The organism is Faecalicatena contorta (assembly GCF_021531895.1).
Lineage (GTDB): Bacteria > Bacillota > Clostridia > Lachnospirales > Lachnospiraceae > JAFBIX01.
The window spans coordinates 1-18344 of the sequence record NZ_JAFBIX010000028.1 but is presented as its reverse complement, the minus strand read 5'-3'; the positions used below and the strand labels follow the sequence as shown (position 1 = coordinate 18344).

Sequence of the window (18344 nt, the reverse complement as noted above, 5' to 3'; positions counted from 1 at the left end):
AGATTATTTAACGATATAGACAGAAAAAAAACGCACTTCAGTTTCCTGAAGTGCGTCATCATTTTACACAGATTATACAAGTTCAATCAGAACTTCCATTGCTGCATCACCTTTACGCTGACCAATCTTTACGATTCTTGTGTAACCACCGTTACGATTCTCGTATTTTGGTGCGATTTCGTCAAAGAGTTTTGCAACAAGATCAACTTCTTTTGTATTTTTCTTTCTTCCAGCTGGTGTTGTTGGAACTTCTTTTACTGGGTAAAGAACTTTCAACATCTCACGACGAGCGTGAAGTCTGCTTGGCATATCTTTCTTGATCTTCTTCTCAACTTCGTCATATACAGTAACTTTCTTACCGTCTACAACCTCTTTTACTCTCTTGCCATCTTTGTCCTTGCGGGCAACTTTAGCTTTTACAGTAACTTCTTCAAAGTTGTCTTTTTCTTTTACTGCCATTGCAATAAGGCCTTCAGCGATCTTGCGGATCTCTTTTGCCTTAGCTTCTGTAGTAACGATCTTGCCGTTGTTAAGCAATGCTGTTACCTGGTTTCTCAATAATGCTTTTCTCTGGCTTGATGTTCTGCCAAGTTTTCTATATTTTGCCATTTTTCAAATCCTCCATTAATAACACTTGGTTATGCTTCTTCGGGCTTACTAGCCAAATGCTTCACCACGCACTTCGGGCTTACTGGTGAAAATCATTTTGATGGAAGTCCTTCTTACTAAATCGCACTTCGCTTACACTCGCGCTCATTAAGTTCCGAAGGACAGAGTTCACACTAAACTCATGCTTCGCTTACAGCTTGCATTCGTTAAGTGTTCTACTCTTCGCCTCTGCTTAAGCTTAATCCTAATTCATCTAATTTTGCAAGTACTTCTTCCAAAGACTTACGTCCAAGGTTACGTACTTTCATCATATCTTCCGGTGTTCTGTTCGTAAGTTCTTCTACAGTATTAATTCCTGCTCTCTTCAGGCAGTTGTAAGAACGAACAGATAATTCTAATTCGTCAATACTCATTTCAAGAACTTTTTCTTTTTCATCATCTTCTTTTTCAATCATTACTTCAGCAGCCTGAGCCACTTCAGACAGGTCGATAAAGAGTTTCAGATGTTCGCTTAACACTTTTGCAGCCAGGCTGACTGCTTCATCCGGAAGCAGTGTACCATTAGTGTACACATCTAATGTCAACTTATCAAAGTCTGTAATCTGTCCAACACGTGTGTTTTCAACAGTGAGGTTCACACGTTCCACCGGGGTGTAAATAGAATCGATTGGAATTACTGCAATTGGTAATTCATCGTTTTTATTTTTATCAGAACTTACATACCCTCTGCCCTTTGTAATGGTGAGTTCCATGTATAATTTGCTGTCTGCCCCGCCGTTTAATGTTGCAATAACGGTCTCTGGATTCATGATCTCGATATCCTGATCCACCTGGATGTCCGCTGCCGTAACAACGCCTTCTCCTTCGAATTCAATATAAGCTGTCTTCGGTTCATCTGTCTCAGATGTATTCTTGATAGCCAAAGATTTCAAGTTCATGATAATCTCAGTAACATCTTCCTTAACACCCGGAATAGAACTGAACTCATGAAGAACACCATCAATCTTTACCTGGCTGATTGCAGCTCCTGGCAAAGATGAAAGCATAATTCTTCTAAGAGAGTTTCCTAATGTTGTACCATAACCTCTTTCCAGCGGTTCTACAACAAATCTTCCATACTTTTTATCTTCTGAAATCTCAGTTATTTCAATGTTGGGTTTATTAAAATCAAACACTAAGTCCACCTCCTGTGGTGTTACGGGTTATTATTTAGAATATAATTCGACGATTAACATCTCATCTACAGGAACATCAATTTCTTCACGTCTTGGAAGTTCTTTTACTGTTCCTTTCAGGTTCTCAAGATCAGCTTCTAACCATTCTGGAACCAGACGTCCGCCTGTAACCTCAACGATTTCTTTATATCTTGGTGAGCTCTTCTTAGATTCTTTGATTTCAATTACATCGCCTGCTTTGATCAGGTAAGATGGAATGTTGATCTGCTTTCCATTTACAAGAACATGCTTGTGATCAACGATCTGTCTGGCTTCACGTCTTGTTCTTGCAAGGCCCAGACGGAATACTACGTTATCTAATCTGGATTCCAGCATTTTCATCAGGTTGTCACCTGTCATACCACTCATACGCTGAGCTTTCTCAAAGTAGTTTCTGAAAGGTTTCTCTAATACACCATAGATAAATTTAGCTTTCTGTTTTTCATGTAACTGAAGACCATACTCGCTCATTTTTCTATTTGATCTTTTCAACTGTCTGTTAGACTTTTTATCAATTCCTAAATATACCGGATCCATACCAAGGGATCTGCATCTTTTAAGAACCGGAACTCTATTTACTGCCATGTTTTTGTTTTCCTCCTATTTAAATTCGGATAAATCAATCCGTCAACGTGAACTATTAATTGATAATTAGACTCTTCTGCGTTTCGGTGGACGGCAACCATTGTGTGGTACTGGAGTAACATCCTTAATGCTTGTTACATCGATTCCACATGCCTGAAGGGCACGGATTGCTGCTTCTCTACCTGAACCTGGTCCTTTAACCATTACGTCAACTGATTTCAAACCATGTACCAATGCTGCTTTAGCTGCTGTCTCAGCTGCCATCTGAGCTGCATAAGGGGTAGATTTCCTTGAACCTCTAAATCCCAGACCGCCTGCACTTGCCCATGAAAGAGCATTTCCCTGTGCATCTGTTAAAGTAACGATTGTGTTATTAAAAGATGACTGGATGTGAGCCTGTCCGTGTTCAACGTTTTTCTTGACACGTTTCTTTGTCACTTTCTTTGTAACTTTCTTTGCCATAATAAAACTAACCTACACTTTCTTTTTTTTGGTATGTTCGCTCAGCTAAGCTCATGCTATGCATTCACTAAGATTCGCGAACGGCCTCGCACTAAATTCGAGCTGCGTTTTTAACTTGCTCTCACTAAGTTGCTTTCAGCCTATTTCTTCTTATTTGCTACTGTTCTCTTAGGACCTTTTCTTGTTCTTGCATTTGTCTTAGTCTTCTGACCACGAACCGGAAGTCCTTTTCTGTGACGGATTCCTCTATAGCATCCGATCTCCTGCAATCTCTTGATGTTCAGAGCGATCTCTCTACGAAGATCACCTTCTACTACCTGAGTCTCATCAATTACTGCACTGATTTTCTTTACATCTTCGTCTGTAAGATCTCTACAGCGAATATCAGGATCAACTCCTGCCTGTGCTAAAATACGGGTTGCACTCGGTCTACCGATTCCGTAGATATAAGTTAATCCGATCTCAACACGTTTGTCTCTTGGTAAATCTACACCTGCTATACGAGCCATGTGAATTTCCTCCATTTTCTTTTTGATTTTTTTACATCGACTTTAATAGGGGTTCTGCCTTAGCATTACCCAGGCATGTTCGGTATCCATGCCCTTTCCGGCCACCGTATGAACGGTAATGACGGGCCGGCATTAGAAGCAATATACGAGGAAAAGCACCGGCTACAGGTGTTCCTTGTATATCAAATAGTCTACACACCTCCTGGCGTGTCTACTATCAGCCGCCTAATTTGTTCATAAACATAAGAATGTTCGATTTGCTCTGCTCATCGAACGGCCTTCTCACTGAATGTTCAGTGCCTATCCCTGTCTTTGTTTATGCTTCGGATTTTCGCAGATAATGCGAATGCTTCCTTTTCTTTTAATAACTTTACATTTTTCGCAAATTGGTTTTACTGATGATCTAACCTTCACGGGGGATCCTCCTTTCATCCATTGCTATGTCTATAGTTCTCTCACATCCTGAATGCTTAAAAATACGCATCAATATTAAAGCACCCAAAAACGTGCTTATATAGTATAACACTTGTTGTCAAACAAAGTCAATAGATAATTTTATATTATTTATCTCTCCAGATAATTCTTCCCTTTGAAAGGTCATATGGAGATAATTCCAATGTTACCTTATCGCCAGGTAAGATTTTGATAAAGTTCATTCTCAGCTTTCCACTGATATGTGCAAGTACCTGATGGCCATTCTCTAACTCAACCTGGAACATTGCGTTCGGTAATTTTTCTACTACAGTTCCTTCAATTTCAATAACGTCAGCTTTTGACATGTTTTATTCCTCCTGATTTTTTCCTTCTTTATTCCATTCCTTAAGTATCCGTTTGATTGCTACGTCATCAATTGCGGTGACATCATATTTTTTGCAAATAATCTGAACATGTTTTTTCTTTTTTCTTTTTAACTTATCTAATGTTCTAATTCTGCCATCCGCTAAATATACATATGTGTCGTCAATGTCCATTATAACATAAACCTTACCGGTGTCATGACCCGCTTTTGATTTTGCAAGCATTCCTGTCTGATATCTGTCCATAACTGCGTCTCCTAGCTGTCTTGGGTCAAGGTTAAAAGTATCGGTTCATCTTTGGTAATTAATACCGTGTTTTCATAATGCGCTGAAAGTGAGCGGTCTCTGGATACAACAGTCCAGTCGTCATCTAACCAGTCAACCTCCCAGGTTCCTATGTTAATCATCGGTTCAATTGCCAAAGTCATTCCGGCTTTCAGCTTTACACCTTTTCTGTTCATCTTATAATTCGGTATTTCAGGAGCTTCATGCAACGCAGTCCCAATTCCATGTCCGCACAGATCACGAACGACTCCATAACCACGCTCCTGCGCATAATTGCCAATTGCTGCCGAAATGTCAAATAAATAATTGCCTTCTTTTGCGTATTTTATACCTTCAAAGAAGCATTCTCTGGTTATTCTAATCAGATCTTCTGCTTCCTTGCTGATTGTTCCGATGCCGTGAGTTCTCGCGGCATCGGAATGATATCCTTTGTAAATGACTCCGGCATCCAGGCTGACAATATCACCTTCACGAATAATTCGATGCTTGTCAGGAATTCCATGAACCACTTCCTCATTCACAGATACACAGATAGATGCTGGATATCCATTATAATTAAGAAATGATGGAATACAACCGTAACTGCGGATGATTTCTTCACCCAGACGATCGATATCCTTGGTACTCATTCCTGGTCGCAGAGCCTTTCCTAATTCGTTATGAACAATTTCCAATATACGTCCGGCTTCAGTCATTAATTCAATTTCTCTGGACGATTTGATTGTGATTGGCATGTTCTTATTCTCCTAAAATATCTACAATTGCCTGGAATACATCATTAATATCAATCGTTCCATCAACAGTTTTCAAAATTCCGGCATTTGTATAGTAATCAATCAATGGCTGTGTCTGCTCATGATATACTCCAAGACGTTTTTTTACAGTCTCTGGTTTATCATCATCTCTGAGAATCAGCTCTTTGCCACAGACATCACAGACTCCTTCTACTTTTGTTGGTGCATATTCCAAATGATATGTAGCTCCACATCCAACACAAGCACGTCTTCCGCCCATGCGACGGACAATATTCTCATCTGGAACATCTACATCAATTGCATAATCAACTTTCTGTCCCAGTTCAGTGAGCGCTTTATCAAGTGCTTCTGCCTGTGGGATTGTTCTCGGAAATCCGTCAAGAACATATCCATTCTTACAATCTTCCTGATTCACACGATCTACGACCAGATCTACAACCAGTTCATCTGGAACTAAAAGTCCCTGATCCATGTAAGTTTTTGCCTTTTTCCCCAACTCAGTACCATTTTTAATGTTCGCTCTAAAGATGTCACCAGTTGAAATGTGAGGAATGTCGTACTTTGCTGCAATTTTCTTTGCCTGAGTTCCCTTGCCCGCACCAGGGGCACCTAACATAATAATTTTCATATGGGTGTTCCTCCTTTATAGTATTTTAACCCGCGAAAAAAATTCCGCGAGTCAAAATCATTCGTTCATTAACTATTCAAAAATCCTTTATAATTGCGAACAAGTGTCTGTGATTCGATTTGTTTCATAGTTTCCAGAATAACACTGACAATAATGATCAACGATGTACCTCCGAACGATACACTTGCTCCCAGCCATCCATTAAAGAAAATCGGGATAATCTGTATAACTACAAGACCACATGCTCCAATAAATATAATATAATTCAATATCTTGGTCAGATATTCAACCGTTGGTTTTCCCGGACGAATACCTGGAATAAAGCCACCATTTTTCTTCATATTGTTTGCAATCTCTAACGGATTAAATGTAATGGACGTATAGAAATATGCAAAAAATACAGTCAGAATAATGTATACAATTAATCCCCAAGTATATTTCAAATGTTCTGGATTACACCAGTTGCCCTGATTCATTCCTCGTAAAATCTCGCTGCCAATTCCAGTCCCATTTCCTTTGCCCATGAATGAAGCAATTACGATCGGGAACTGCATTAATGAGGATGCAAAGATAATTGGAATTACACCGGCAGTATTTACTTTCAAAGGAATGTTGCTGGACTGTCCACCATAAGTTTTTCTACCAACAACTTTCTGAGAATACTGTACCGCAATCCTTCTTTCACCATCCTGAAGAATAACGACAAATACTACAAGAGCAACGATAATTGCAACGATAACAAGAACTGCAAGTCCTGCAGATGCAATCGGTTTTCCCTTAACGAATTGCTCAAACAGTGAATTCATATCACTAGGTATACGTGAGATAATATTAATTACAAGCACGATGGAAATACCATTTCCTACGCCCTTTTCTGTAATTCTCTCACCAATCCACATCAAAAATGCAGATCCTGCTGTAAGTGTCAGAACTACAATTGCAGCATTTACAAAATTGTATTCTTTCAATAATCCCTGACGTCCGAATCCGACTGCCATGGCAGTAGACTCAAACAAAGCAAGTCCTACTGTCAGATAACGAGTGATAGCTACAATCTTCTTTCTTCCATCTTCTCCTTCTTTTTGCATTTCTTCAAGTTTTGGAATTGCAATTGTAAGAAGCTGCATGATAATGGAAGATGTAATGTACGGCGTAATACTCAGAGCAAATATAGACATCTGCTCAAAAGAGCCACCGGTGAAAGCGTTAAACAAATTAAACGCCTCACCAGTGTTCTGTGCAAAAAATTCCTTAATATAATCGGCATTCACGCCCGGTGTCGGCAACTGTGATCCGATTCTTATCACGATTAACATTAAAAACGTATATCCGATTTTCTTGCGAATATCCTTAATTTGAAATGCCTTTCGGAATGTTTCTAACATTAGATCACCTCTGCTTTTCCACCTAAAGCCTCAATCTTTTCTACTGCGCCTGCACTAAATGCATTTGCCTGTACTGTAAGTTTCTTTGTAAGTTCGCCATTTCCAAGAATCTTAACACCATCTCTTGGATTCTTAACGATACCCTGTTCGATCAGAGTCTCTACAGAAACAACAGCATCATTATCAAATACCTCAAGAGCGCTTACATTAATACCAACGATTGTCTTAGAGTTTCTGTTCGTGAAACCTCTCTTTGGTATTCTTCTATATAATGGCATCTGACCACCTTCGAAACCTGGTCTTGTTGCTCCAGAACGAGCTTTCTGACCTTTGTGTCCCTTACCAGCTGTCTTACCATTTCCAGAACCGTGTCCACGTCCTCTTCTGAAATTATCACTCTGTTTTGCTCCATCAGCAGGTCTTAAGTTTGATAAATCCATTGTGACACCTCCTTATCCGAATTATTACTTATGCTTCTTCTACTTTTACCAGGTGTTGAACCTGCTTAATCATACCTCTTGTTGCTGCATTATCCGGCAGTTCAACTGTCTTGTTTACTTTTCTTAAGCCTAATGCTTCAACAGTCTTCTTATGCTTTGGTACAGCACCAATTGTAGATTTTACTAATGTAACTTTTAAGTTTGCCATCTTCATCTACCTCCTTAGCCTAAGATCTCTTCAACAGATTTACCGCGAAGCTTAGCAACCTCTTCCGGAGTCTTTACCTGACGTAATCCATCGATCGTAGCCAGAACAACATTCTGTTTGTTGTTAGAACCAAGAGATTTTGTACGGATATTCTTGATTCCTGCCATCTCGATTACGGCACGTGCCGGACCACCGGCAATCACTCCAGTACCTTCTGGAGCTTTCTTAAGTAATACGGAAGCTCCTCCGAATTTACCGATAAAATCATGTGTAATACTTTCATTTTCATCTAATGCTACAGAGATGAGGTTTTTAGCTGCATCTTCTTTTCCCTTGCGGATTGCTTCTGGAATTTCTGTAGCTTTTCCTAAACCTGCACCAACATGGCCATTTCCGTCGCCAACAACTACTAAAGCTGTGAATCTCATATTACGGCCACCTTTAACAACTTTGGTTACACGTTTAATTGATACTACTTTTTCATTTAATTCTAACTGACTAGCATCAATACGTTCTTGTTTCATGTGTGCTCCTCCTTCTAGAAATTCAACCCAGCTTCTCTAGCTGCGTCTGCTAATGCCTGAATCTTGCCCTGGTAAATAAATCCGCCTCTATCGAAGACAACGTCTTTAATACCTTTTTCCAACGCTTTCTCAGCAATTACTTTACCAAGATATGCTGCTGCTTCAACGTTGTTTGTTTTCTCTAAGTTTGCTTTCACATCTTTCTGAAGAGTGGATGCGGAAACCAGAGTATTGTGAGCTGTATCATCAATGATCTGAGCATACATATGATTGTTACTTCTAAATACCGCTAAACGTGGGCACTCAGCAGTACCGCTCAAACGGTTACGTAATTTTCTGTGTTTGTTAACACGAACGACACTTCTTGATTTTTTGCTAACCATTTTTACACTCTCCTTTCTTATTTCTTACCTGTCTTGCCGACTTTACGTCTGATTACTTCATCAGCATACTTAATACCTTTGCCCTTATATGGCTCAGGTCTTCTCTTATCTCTGATCTCAGCTGCATACTGACCTACTTTTTCTTTGCTGATACCTTTTACGATGATCTTGTTCTGTCCTTCTACAACAGTCTCAAGACCTTCTGGATCAACCATTTCTACTGGATGAGAGTATCCAAGGTTCAGTGTCAGTTTGTTTCCAGATTTTGCTGCTCTATATCCAACACCGTTAACTTCCAGAACTTTTTCATATCCATTCGTTACACCAACAACCATGTTGTTGATCAGTGTTCTTGTAAGACCATGTAAAGATTTCATTTTCTTTAAATCGTTTGGTCTTGTTACAACTACTTCTTCACCTTCTACTTTGATTTCCATCTCTGTAGGAAGTTCTCTTACGAGTGTTCCCTTTGGACCTTTTACAGTCACTACATTATTCTCTGCAATTTCAACAGTTACACCTGCTGGGATTGCTACTGGCAGTCTTCCTATACGTGACATTGCCTTATCCTCCTTAACTTAAATTTTCGGAATGGGTCGCACCCACTCTGTTTTCAGTTACATTGAGCACTTGGTGATGTATTCTCGAACCTAGTGCGAAAGTACACCTTGTCCACTTGGTGAGGTTCTCTCGAACCTAGTGGCGATGATGTTTCCTTAGTCATTTGTTACCAAATATAGCAAAGAACTTCTCCGCCTACGCCAAGTTTTCTTGCTTCTTTGTCTGTGATTACGCCTTGGTTTGTGGAAATGATTGCTGTTCCAAGTCCGCCAAATACCTTTGGTACATTAGCGCTGCTAGCGTATACACGAAGTCCAGGTTTAGAGATTCTCTTAAGACCTGTAATAACTTTTTCATTCTTGTCTGCGCCATATTTTAATGTAATATGGATTGTTTTAAATACTCCATCTTCAATGATGTCATATTTCTCGATATATCCTTCATCCAATAAGATATTAGCAATAGCAAGCTTCATCTTAGAAGATGGTACATCTACTGTATCATGTTTAGCAGTATTTGCATTACGAATTCTTGTAAGCATATCTGCGATTGGATCGCTCATAGTCATGAATTGTTTTCCTCCTTTTCTAAGTGTTCAGGGCCTACCAACTAGATTTTTTAACTCCAGGGATCTGTCCTTTATATGCCAATTCGCGGAAGCAAACACGGCAGATACCATATTTTCTCAAATATGCATGTGGACGTCCACAGATTCTGCAGCGATTGTATTCTCTGGTAGAGAATTTCTGGTTACGCTGCTGTTTAACTTTCATTGCTGTCTTAGCCATAATTTACCTCCTTATTTTGTAAATGGCATGTTGAACTGTTTCAACAATTCACGCGCCTCTTCATCTGTTTTAGCGGTTGTAACGAAGATGATATCCATACCTCTTACCTTATCAACCTTATCATATTCGATCTCAGGGAAGATCAACTGCTCTTTGATTCCAAGAGCATAGTTTCCTCTTCCGTCAAATGCGTTAGGGTTTACACCTCTAAAGTCACGTACACGAGGAAGTGCAAGGTTGATCAGACGATCAACGAACTCATACATCTTTTCTCCTCTTAAGGTAACTTTACATCCAATTGCCATTCCTTCTCTGATCTTGAAGTTAGCAACTGATTTTTTTGCTCTACAGATAACAGCTTTCTGTCCTGTGATCTTCTCAAGATCAGCTACTGCTGAATCTAAAAGTTTTGCGTTATCTTTTGCTTCGCCAACACCCATGTTGATTACAACTTTATCGAGTTTTGGCACTTCCATAATATTTTTATAACCGAACTTCTTATTCATTGCATCAATGATTTCGTTCTGGTATTGTTCTTTCAGTCTACTCAAAGCTTATGGCCCTCCTTCCTCAGATTAATCAATAACTTCGCCTGTTGATTTAGCGTAACGAACCTTCTTATCTCCGTCCATTTTGATGCCCACTCTTGTTGCTTTTCCCTTGTGAACATACATTACATTAGAAGCATCGATAGGTCCTTCCTGATGAACGATTCCACCATTCTGGTTATTCATACTTGGTTTTGTGTGCTTTGTCAACATGTTGACACCTTCAACAACAACCTTACCAGCTTTCTGGTTTACAGCAATAACTTTGCCTTCTTTGTCTTTATCTTTACCAGCGATAACCTTAACAGTGTCGCCTTTTTTGATTTTTAACATTGACATCTTGCGCACCTCCTTATAGTACTTCCGGAGCCAGGGAAACAATTCTCATGAACTGTTTGTCACGGAGCTCTCTTGCTACTGGTCCAAAAATACGGGTTCCTCTTGGTGTCTTATCATCTTTTATAATTACAGCAGCATTTTCGTCGAAACGGATATAAGAACCATCTTTACGACGAGTACTATTTACAGTACGAACAACTACAGCTTTTACTACATCGCCTTTTTTAACAACGCCGCCTGGTGTTGCATCTTTAACAGTCGCAATGATCACATCACCGATACTTGCATATCTTCTTGTTGAACCGCCCATAACACGAATACACAGTAATTCTTTTGCACCTGTGTTGTCTGCTACTTTCAGTCTGCTTTCTTGCTGTATCATGCAGGTTTCCCTCCTTATACTATTTCACTTTTTCCATAACTTCAACAAGTCTCCATCTCTTATCCTTAGAGAGTGGTCTTGTTTCCATAACTTTTACTTTGTCGCCGATGTTGCACTCGTTATTCTCATCATGTGCTTTCAACTTGTAAGTTCTCTTTACGATTTTTTTGTAAAGTGGATGTTTTACATGATCTTCAACTGCAACAACTATGGTCTTATCCATTTTATTACTGATAACCTTACCCACACGGGTTTTTCTAAGATTTCTTTCCACAGTCTATACTCCTTTCAGCATGAAATGAAGTTCTATTTGCCACTTTTTTCCGTAATCACTGTCTGGATTCTGGCAATATTTCTTCTTACTTCTTTGATTCTGCTTGTATTATCTAACTGATTTGTTGCGTTCTGGAATCTTAAGTTAAAAAGTTCCTTTTTAGCAGCTACTAATTCTTCGTTCAGCTCTGCAGCTGATTTTGTCTTTAAATCTTCTACAAATGCATTAATTTTCACTGTTATCACCGCCTTCTAAGTCTGCGCGAGAAACTACTTTACATTTACATGGCAGCTTGTGTGTTGCCAGACGAAGTGCTTCTCTTGCAACTTCTTCTGATACGCCAGCGATCTCGAACATTACGCGACCCGGCTTAACAACTGCTACCCAGTATTCTAAGGTTCCTTTTCCAGAACCCATACGTGTTTCAGCTGGTTTCGTAGTTACAGGTTTATCTGGGAATATTTTGATCCAAACTTTACCACCACGTTTGATATAACGTGTCATAGCGATACGGGCAGCTTCGATCTGGTTTGAACGGATCCAGCAAGGTTCCATTGCAACGATACCATATTCACCATTTGTAATCTTGTTTCCGCGAAGTGCTTTACCCTTCATGGAACCACGGAATTGTTTACGACGTTTTACTCTTTTTGGCATTAACATGATTATCTATCTCCTTCCTTTGCTGCTTTTTCCGGAAGAACTTCGCCCTTGTAAATCCATACCTTAACACCAACTTTTCCATAAGTTGTGTCAGCTTCAGCGAATCCGTAGTCGATATCTGCTCTCAGTGTCTGAAGAGGAATTGTTCCTTCACTGTAGAACTCTGTACGAGCCATATCTGCTCCGCCAAGACGTCCTGACACAGATGTCTTAACACCAAGTGCTCCGGCTTTCATTGTTCTTGACATACAAGATTTCATTGCACGTCTGAAAGAGATACGGTTCTCAAGCTGTAATGCGATGTTTTCTGCTACTAACTGAGCATCTTTATCCGGTCTCTTGATTTCCTTAATATCAACGATTAATTTCTTATTAGTAAACTGTGCTAATTCACCTTTTACTTTTTCGATTTCTGCTCCACCTTTACCGATTACTACACCAGGTTTTGCTGTATAAATAATGATTTTTACGCGGTCAGATGCTCTTTCGATCTCAATCTTAGAAACACCGGCGCTGTATAATCTCTTCTTAAGATACGTTCTGATTTCATGGTCTTCTACTAAGTAGTCTGCAAAATCTTTTTCTGCATACCATCTAGAGTCCCAGTCTTTGATAACACCGACTCTTAAGCCATGAGGATTAACTTTCTGTCCCATGATTGCCCTCCTTATCTTTCATCAAGCACAAGTGTAATGTGGCTCATTCTCTTCTCGATTCTGTAAGCTCTTCCCTGTGCTCTAGGTCTGATTCTCTTCATTGTTGGTCCTTTGTTTGCATAAGCCTCTGCAATATAAAGATTCTCAACATTCATACCGTTGTTGTTTTCAGCATTTGCAATTGCTGACTCCAATAATTTCTTTATTAAACTAGAAGCATATCTTGGATTGTAAGTTAAAATACCAAGTGCTGTTGTTACATCCTTACCTCTGATGGCATCTAATACGTAGCATGCTTTCTGAACAGAAACTCTTGCATAAGATAACTTAGCAGAAGGTCTTGTATCTTTGTTAGCATTTCTCTCTCTCTTGATTTGGGATCTATGTCCTTTTGCCATGGATGAACCCTCCTTTCACAATGTAATTATCTAACTTTTGATTTCTTTTCGTCTTTTCCATGTCCTCTGTATGTTCTGGTTGCCACGAACTCTCCGAGTTTGTGTCCAACCATATCTTCTGTTACATATACAGGTACATGTTTTCTTCCGTCATGAACGGCAATTGTATGTCCAACCATGCTTGGGAAGATTGTAGAACGACGAGACCATGTCTTAATTACGGACTTGTCTCCAGAAGCGTTCATAGCATCAACCTTCTTGAGCAGGCTTGCGTCTGCGAATGGTCCTTTTTTAATTGAACGTGCCATAGGTTATAACCTCCTTAATTATTTAATAGCTTTACCATCTCTTCTTCTTACAATCATCTTGTTAGAAGCTTTATTTTTCTTTCTTGTCTTAAGACCAAGTGCTGGTTTACCCCAAGGTGTACACGGACCCGGACGACCGATTCCTGTCTTACCTTCACCACCACCATGCGGATGGTCATTCGGGTTCATAACAGAACCACGAACTGTAGGTCTGATACCCATGTGACGTTTACGTCCTGCTTTACCAATGTTGATCAGGTTGTGATCCCCATTTCCTACAACTCCAACAGATGCACGGCACTCGATTGGTACCATTCTCATCTCTCCTGATGGAAGTCGAAGTGTTGCATATTTTCCTTCTTTTGCCATTAACTGTGCGCTGTTACCTGCTGAACGAACCAGCTGTCCGCCCTTTCCAGGATGAAGCTCAATGTTGTGTACCTGAGTACCTACAGGAATCTCAGAAAGTGGAAGACAGTTACCGATCAATACTTCTGCTTCTGGTCCATTCATAACTTTCCAGCCTACCTGTAACCCTGCTGGTGCAAGGATATATGCTTTTTCACCATCTTCATAGCAGATAAGAGCGATATTAGCTGTTCTGTTTGGATCGTACTCGATGCCAAGAACTGTAGCAGCAATTCCGTCTTTTCTTCTCTTGAAGTCGATTACTCTATATTTCTTCTTAGCTCCGCCTCCGCGGTGTCTAACTGTAATTTTACCTTGATTATTACGTCCTGCCTGTCTGCTCTTTGGAGCTAACAGAGATTTTTCTGGAGTTGTCTTTGTGATTTCTGAGAAATCAGATCCAGTCATCTGTCTTCTGGAAGGCGTATATGGGCGATATGTTTTAATTCCCATGATTGCTTCTCCTTTCAAATTCTAATTATTAATATCACGGATTTGCACCGTATGATTGTTCGGATGTATTCGCTTCGCAAGGTTCAAAAAAACCTCGCCAAACTCACCGAACGGGATCCGACTAAGCTTCAGCAAGTCTTATAATCCCTCGAAGATCTCGATATCTGCGCTGTCTTCTGTTAACTGAACGATAGCCTTCTTTGTGTTGGCTGTCTTTCCAAACTGCATAGTTCCACGAACTCTTTTTTTCTTACCTTCACAGTTCATTGTGTTAACACTTTTCACTTTTGTACCGTTGAACATCTTTTCAACAGCTTCTTTTACCTGAGACTTTGTTGCTTCTGGGTGTACCAAGAAAGTATATTTCTTTTCTCCCATAAGTTCCATACTCTTTTCTGTTACAACTGGTTTAAGGATTACATCATAATACTGAACGTTTGCCATTATGCGTACACCTCCTCGATATTAGCAACAGCAGCTTTCGTTGCGATTACTGTGTTGTATTTTAAGATATCGTACACATTGATCGTATTAGTCTTTGCAGTCTTAACATCAGCAATGTTTCTTGCAGAGATCTCTGCATTTGTATTGCCATCTTCTAATACTACTAATGCTTTAGATACATCTAAGTTCTTCAGAATGTTTGCGAAATTCTTTGTCTTGATCTCATCAAATTTGATTTCGTCAACAACGATGAATTTGTTTTCTTCTACTTTTGCTGTAAGAGCTGATTTAAGAGCCGCTCTTTTCTCTTTCTTATTCATCTTGAATGAATAATCTCTCGGTACCGGAGCAAACACTACTCCACCGCCTGTCCACTGCGGAGCTCTTGTAGAACCCTGTCTAGCATGACCTGTTCCTTTTTGTCTCCATGGTTTTCTTCCGCCACCAGAAACTTCAGAACGTGTTTTTGCCTTCTGTGTTCCCTGACGTTTATTTGCAAGCTGGTTAACAACAGCCATGTGTACCAGATGTTCATTTACTTCAACACCGAATACAGCATCGCTTAAATCGATTGTTCCAACTTCTTTACCTTCGATATTATAAACGGATACGTTTGCCATCTTAAGTCTTCCTCCTTCCTTCGCCAAAGCTTAGTTAGCCTTTACTGCTTCTTTGATAGTTACTAAAGATTTCTTTGGTCCTGGTACAGAACCCTTAACCAAAAGCAAGTTATTCTCAGCATCTACGCGTACGACTTCAAGATTCTGGATCGTAATCTTCTTACTTCCCATGTGTCCCGGCATCTTTTTGCCCTTGAATACTTTACTCGGATCAGAAGCAGCTCCGTTAGAACCTGCATGACGATGGAACTTAGAACCGTGTGTCATTGGTCCTCTATGCTGATTATGTCTCTTGATTGCGCCCTGGAATCCTTTTCCTTTAGAAATTGCAGTAGCATCAATCTTATCTCCCGCCTCAAAAATATCAACCTTGATTTCCTGAGCCAGTTCATATTCAGAAGCATTTTCAAATTTAAATTCTCTCACGAATCTCTTACTAGAAACACCAGCTTTTGCAAAATGTCCCTGTTCAGCTTTTGTCACACCGTGACGATGAACGATTTCTTTCTTACCGCTCTTGTCTTTGTTAACAATTTTGTCTTTCTTGTCAACGAATCCAACCTGAACCGCATCGTAACCATCATTTTCAACAGTTTTGATCTGTGTTACAACACAAGGACCAGCCTGAAGTACAGTTACCGGTGTTAATGTTCCGTCTTCGTTGAAGATCTGAGTCATTCCGACTTTTGTAGCTAAGATAGCTTTCTTCATTATAATTACCTCCTGTGATTTACAGCGGAACGCCGCTTGGACGTTCATCCTAAATTTTAGGAATTACTGCGTTCTACTTATTTTTCATTTTGATATCAATGTAAACACCAGCTGGCATCTCTAATCTAGACAATGCGTCAACAGTCTTCTGTGTTGGTGCAATGATATCGATAAGTCTCTTATGAGTTCTCTGTTCGAACTGTTCTCTGGAATCTTTGTATTTGTGAACCGCTCTTAAGATTGTAACTACTTCTTTCTTAGTTGGAAGTGGTACCGGTCCACTCACCTGTGATCCATTCTTTTTTACAGTTTCGATGATTTTTTTTGCGGATGCATCTACCAACTGATGATCATACGCTTTCAAAGTGATTCTCATTACTTGACTTGCCATAAAAAAAGTCGCCTCCTTTTCGTACTTTTAACTTCAGTACGACAAGCGGTGACTGTACACTCTCCCGTGTGTGTCGTGAGAACCTCACACGTTGTTACCACATCTCAGTGGCTGTTATAGTTTCGTACAGTGACTTGTCGCCAGTTTCCTAACTTGACATTCGCTCCACGGAAAACCTGCCATATCAGGCAGCAACCTCACGCTTCACAGCTATCATGTCACAGCTCTCTTAGTATATCGAATGAATCCATATTTTGCAAGCCTTTTCTTGGATTTATTGTATTTTTTTTAATACAATTCATCTTATTGGTTCTTCTGGCTCTTTAATTCATCTGCAATATACTTATCAGCGCAAAACTTCCTTATTATAATAGGATAAAATTATTTTTTTGTCAAACCAGCCGCAGTCACATATGCATTTTTCTGCTTTCCTCCTTTACATTCCACTTGCATTCATGTAATTATGTCCTTTCCTTATGCAATTTTTATGTATTTCATTGACTTTTTGCATAAAAATTGGTAGAATTATAGCATGAACAGATGGTATATAATTTAACAAATATTTTCATATCGGGGTGCTTATATTTCATATTATATACTAAGATTTCTGTTTCTATTTTTTTACTTTTAAACAATCTGGAGGGATGAAAAAATGGATGTTATTATGATTTTACGTATCGTGCTGATTATCTTTGTTATCGCATCTGGCGCATATTTTATCAAAGATTTGCTTGCACACAAGGAAGATTTCCAAGGTGGACACTGGGTTCCATTGGCAATCATCGGATGCATCACAAACTTACTTGACACATGGGGAATTGGTTCTTATGCAACTACACAGGCTGGTTTCAAATTCACAAAGTCCAGCCCAGACGAAACAATTCCAGGTACGCTGAATGTTGGTGATACTTTCCCTGTTACATTGGAAGCACTTCTGTTCTTCAGCTTTGTAGATATTGATCCTCTTACTCTGGTACTTATGCTTGCTGCATCTGTTGTTGGTGCTTTAGTTGGAGCTGGTATCGTATGTAAATGGAATCTTAAGATGGTTCGTTTAGGTCTTGGTGTTGGTCTTCTTATCCTTGCAATCGTTCTTGCTTGTAAGAATGCAGGAATTGGACCATTCGGTGTAAGTGGTGAAGCTCTTGGTCTTACAGGTATTAAGTTAGTAATTGGTGTTGTTGTTAACTTCTTCCTGGGAGCACTTATGATGATCGGTGTTGGTTTGTATGCTCCTTGTATGGCTCTTTGTGCAGCACTCGGAATGAATATCGGAACTGCTTTCCCAATCATGATGGGATCTTGTGCATTCCTTATGAATGCTGCATGCTTCAAGTTCATCAAAGAAGGTAAGTATGATAGAAAAGCAGCTCTTTGCCTTGCATTGTTCGGATGTGTTGGTGTATTTATCGCTTACAAAGTAGCTTGCTTCTTCTCACTGAAGACATTAACATACATCATTTGTGTAGTTATGATTTACACATCTATTATGTTCTTTAGAGATGCCAACAAGACAGAGGCTTAATCTATATTGAAAATTACATATTGACAACCAAAGGCGGTATTCCTTATATGGAACCGCCTTTTTATTTTATCCCCATTCCATTATATTATAC

General features: G+C 39.5%; 33 protein-coding genes. 1 reads left to right on the top strand and 32 read right to left on the bottom strand.

The features are described 5' to 3' along the window. Positions 1 to 72: 72 nt before the first annotated feature. From JQM81_RS11230 to rpsJ, 32 genes are all read right to left on the bottom strand, one after another. Positions 73 to 609: a bL17 family ribosomal protein gene (locus JQM81_RS11230; RefSeq protein ID WP_235233728.1), complete on the bottom strand. Its 537-nt coding sequence runs from the start codon at positions 607 to 609 to the stop codon at positions 73 to 75. A gap of 215 nt (positions 610 to 824) precedes the next feature. Then, on the bottom strand, positions 825 to 1784 hold the full coding sequence (locus JQM81_RS11225) for a DNA-directed RNA polymerase subunit alpha (RefSeq protein WP_235233727.1): 960 nt from the start codon (positions 1782 to 1784) through the stop codon (positions 825 to 827). Positions 1785 to 1814: 30 nt separating this feature from the next. Then, positions 1815 to 2408 carry a 30S ribosomal protein S4 gene (gene rpsD / locus JQM81_RS11220; RefSeq protein WP_235233726.1) on the bottom strand — a complete coding sequence of 198 codons (594 nt, stop codon included), beginning with the start codon at positions 2406 to 2408 and terminating at the stop codon, positions 1815 to 1817. Positions 2409 to 2474: 66 nt separating this feature from the next. Further along, the gene (gene rpsK / locus JQM81_RS11215) at positions 2475 to 2870 is read right to left on the bottom strand and encodes a 30S ribosomal protein S11 (RefSeq protein WP_049729986.1); all 396 of its coding nucleotides are present in this window, start codon (positions 2868 to 2870) and stop codon (positions 2475 to 2477) included. A 140-nt stretch (positions 2871 to 3010) separates the two neighbouring features. After that, entirely contained in the window at positions 3011 to 3379 is a 369-nt protein-coding gene (rpsM, locus tag JQM81_RS11210; RefSeq protein ID WP_235233722.1) for a 30S ribosomal protein S13, read from the bottom strand. A gap of 300 nt (positions 3380 to 3679) precedes the next feature. Next, the gene (rpmJ, locus tag JQM81_RS11205) at positions 3680 to 3793 is read right to left on the bottom strand and encodes a 50S ribosomal protein L36 (RefSeq protein WP_003022746.1); all 114 of its coding nucleotides are present in this window, start codon (positions 3791 to 3793) and stop codon (positions 3680 to 3682) included. A gap of 146 nt (positions 3794 to 3939) precedes the next feature. After that, on the bottom strand, positions 3940 to 4158 hold the full coding sequence (infA, locus tag JQM81_RS11200) for a translation initiation factor IF-1 (RefSeq protein WP_004607275.1): 219 nt from the start codon (positions 4156 to 4158) through the stop codon (positions 3940 to 3942). Positions 4159 to 4161: 3 nt separating this feature from the next. Continuing rightward, positions 4162 to 4422: a KOW domain-containing RNA-binding protein gene (locus JQM81_RS11195; protein WP_235233721.1), complete on the bottom strand. Its 261-nt coding sequence runs from the start codon at positions 4420 to 4422 to the stop codon at positions 4162 to 4164. Between the two features lie 11 nt (positions 4423 to 4433). Then, the gene (gene map / locus JQM81_RS11190; RefSeq protein WP_235233720.1) at positions 4434 to 5195 is read right to left on the bottom strand and encodes a type I methionyl aminopeptidase; all 762 of its coding nucleotides are present in this window, start codon (positions 5193 to 5195) and stop codon (positions 4434 to 4436) included. A 4-nt stretch (positions 5196 to 5199) separates the two neighbouring features. Then, a complete protein-coding gene (locus tag JQM81_RS11185) occupies positions 5200 to 5844 on the bottom strand; it encodes an adenylate kinase (protein ID WP_235233719.1) in 645 nt (214 codons plus the stop codon). Positions 5845 to 5912: 68 nt separating this feature from the next. After that, positions 5913 to 7229 (bottom strand): preprotein translocase subunit SecY, encoded by a 1317-nt coding sequence (gene secY, locus JQM81_RS11180; RefSeq protein WP_235233715.1) that lies wholly within the window; start codon positions 7227 to 7229, stop codon positions 5913 to 5915. After that, entirely contained in the window at positions 7229 to 7669 is a 441-nt protein-coding gene (gene rplO / locus JQM81_RS11175; RefSeq protein ID WP_235233713.1) for a 50S ribosomal protein L15, read from the bottom strand. The genes secY and rplO overlap by 1 nt, the downstream gene beginning before the upstream one ends. A 28-nt stretch (positions 7670 to 7697) precedes the next feature. Further along, positions 7698 to 7877, bottom strand: coding sequence for a 50S ribosomal protein L30 (gene rpmD, locus JQM81_RS11170; RefSeq protein WP_235233711.1), 180 nt, complete (start codon positions 7875 to 7877; stop codon positions 7698 to 7700). A 14-nt stretch (positions 7878 to 7891) separates the two neighbouring features. Then, complete coding sequence (gene rpsE / locus JQM81_RS11165; RefSeq protein ID WP_235233710.1) at positions 7892 to 8401, bottom strand: 30S ribosomal protein S5; 510 nt, start codon at positions 8399 to 8401, stop codon at positions 7892 to 7894. A 14-nt stretch (positions 8402 to 8415) separates the two neighbouring features. Further along, on the bottom strand, positions 8416 to 8784 hold the full coding sequence (gene rplR / locus JQM81_RS11160; protein WP_235233708.1) for a 50S ribosomal protein L18: 369 nt from the start codon (positions 8782 to 8784) through the stop codon (positions 8416 to 8418). Positions 8785 to 8801: 17 nt separating this feature from the next. Then, the gene (rplF, locus tag JQM81_RS11155; protein ID WP_235233707.1) at positions 8802 to 9344 is read right to left on the bottom strand and encodes a 50S ribosomal protein L6; all 543 of its coding nucleotides are present in this window, start codon (positions 9342 to 9344) and stop codon (positions 8802 to 8804) included. Between the two features lie 167 nt (positions 9345 to 9511). Then, entirely contained in the window at positions 9512 to 9913 is a 402-nt protein-coding gene (rpsH, locus tag JQM81_RS11150) for a 30S ribosomal protein S8 (protein ID WP_235233706.1), read from the bottom strand. A gap of 34 nt (positions 9914 to 9947) precedes the next feature. Next, on the bottom strand, positions 9948 to 10133 hold the full coding sequence (locus JQM81_RS11145) for a type Z 30S ribosomal protein S14 (RefSeq protein ID WP_235233705.1): 186 nt from the start codon (positions 10131 to 10133) through the stop codon (positions 9948 to 9950). 11 nt (positions 10134 to 10144) lie between these two features. Further along, on the bottom strand, positions 10145 to 10684 hold the full coding sequence (gene rplE / locus JQM81_RS11140; RefSeq protein ID WP_235233704.1) for a 50S ribosomal protein L5: 540 nt from the start codon (positions 10682 to 10684) through the stop codon (positions 10145 to 10147). A gap of 24 nt (positions 10685 to 10708) precedes the next feature. Beyond that, on the bottom strand, positions 10709 to 11020 hold the full coding sequence (rplX, locus tag JQM81_RS11135) for a 50S ribosomal protein L24 (RefSeq protein ID WP_235233703.1): 312 nt from the start codon (positions 11018 to 11020) through the stop codon (positions 10709 to 10711). A gap of 13 nt (positions 11021 to 11033) precedes the next feature. Beyond that, entirely contained in the window at positions 11034 to 11402 is a 369-nt protein-coding gene (rplN, locus tag JQM81_RS11130) for a 50S ribosomal protein L14 (protein ID WP_235233701.1), read from the bottom strand. 19 nt (positions 11403 to 11421) lie between these two features. Then, complete coding sequence (gene rpsQ, locus JQM81_RS11125) at positions 11422 to 11676, bottom strand: 30S ribosomal protein S17 (RefSeq protein ID WP_328282620.1); 255 nt, start codon at positions 11674 to 11676, stop codon at positions 11422 to 11424. 32 nt (positions 11677 to 11708) lie between these two features. Further along, a complete protein-coding gene (gene rpmC / locus JQM81_RS11120; protein ID WP_235233699.1) occupies positions 11709 to 11912 on the bottom strand; it encodes a 50S ribosomal protein L29 in 204 nt (67 codons plus the stop codon). After that, the gene (rplP, locus tag JQM81_RS11115) at positions 11902 to 12339 is read right to left on the bottom strand and encodes a 50S ribosomal protein L16 (protein ID WP_006445002.1); all 438 of its coding nucleotides are present in this window, start codon (positions 12337 to 12339) and stop codon (positions 11902 to 11904) included. Before rplP ends, rpmC begins: the two co-directional genes overlap by 11 nt. 2 nt (positions 12340 to 12341) lie before the next feature. Then, positions 12342 to 12995, bottom strand: coding sequence for a 30S ribosomal protein S3 (gene rpsC, locus JQM81_RS11110; RefSeq protein WP_235233698.1), 654 nt, complete (start codon positions 12993 to 12995; stop codon positions 12342 to 12344). 11 nt (positions 12996 to 13006) lie between these two features. Beyond that, on the bottom strand, positions 13007 to 13393 hold the full coding sequence (gene rplV, locus JQM81_RS11105) for a 50S ribosomal protein L22 (protein WP_235233696.1): 387 nt from the start codon (positions 13391 to 13393) through the stop codon (positions 13007 to 13009). A gap of 26 nt (positions 13394 to 13419) precedes the next feature. After that, the gene (rpsS, locus tag JQM81_RS11100; RefSeq protein ID WP_004607295.1) at positions 13420 to 13701 is read right to left on the bottom strand and encodes a 30S ribosomal protein S19; all 282 of its coding nucleotides are present in this window, start codon (positions 13699 to 13701) and stop codon (positions 13420 to 13422) included. 18 nt (positions 13702 to 13719) lie between these two features. Continuing rightward, a complete protein-coding gene (gene rplB, locus JQM81_RS11095; RefSeq protein WP_235233694.1) occupies positions 13720 to 14562 on the bottom strand; it encodes a 50S ribosomal protein L2 in 843 nt (280 codons plus the stop codon). A gap of 138 nt (positions 14563 to 14700) precedes the next feature. After that, the gene (gene rplW, locus JQM81_RS11090; RefSeq protein ID WP_235233693.1) at positions 14701 to 15006 is read right to left on the bottom strand and encodes a 50S ribosomal protein L23; all 306 of its coding nucleotides are present in this window, start codon (positions 15004 to 15006) and stop codon (positions 14701 to 14703) included. Beyond that, positions 15006 to 15626 (bottom strand): 50S ribosomal protein L4, encoded by a 621-nt coding sequence (rplD, locus tag JQM81_RS11085; protein ID WP_235233692.1) that lies wholly within the window; start codon positions 15624 to 15626, stop codon positions 15006 to 15008. The genes rplW and rplD overlap by 1 nt, the downstream gene beginning before the upstream one ends. Positions 15627 to 15656: 30 nt before the next feature. After that, on the bottom strand, positions 15657 to 16337 hold the full coding sequence (gene rplC / locus JQM81_RS11080; RefSeq protein ID WP_235233691.1) for a 50S ribosomal protein L3: 681 nt from the start codon (positions 16335 to 16337) through the stop codon (positions 15657 to 15659). A gap of 73 nt (positions 16338 to 16410) precedes the next feature. Then, positions 16411 to 16728 (bottom strand): 30S ribosomal protein S10, encoded by a 318-nt coding sequence (gene rpsJ, locus JQM81_RS11075; protein ID WP_117603130.1) that lies wholly within the window; start codon positions 16726 to 16728, stop codon positions 16411 to 16413. 652 nt (positions 16729 to 17380) lie between these two features. Between rpsJ and JQM81_RS11070 the strand changes: the two genes are divergently transcribed. Beyond that, positions 17381 to 18253, top strand: a complete 873-nt coding sequence (locus JQM81_RS11070; protein WP_235233690.1) for a permease — start codon at positions 17381 to 17383, stop codon at positions 18251 to 18253. Positions 18254 to 18344: the final 91 nt, after the last annotated feature.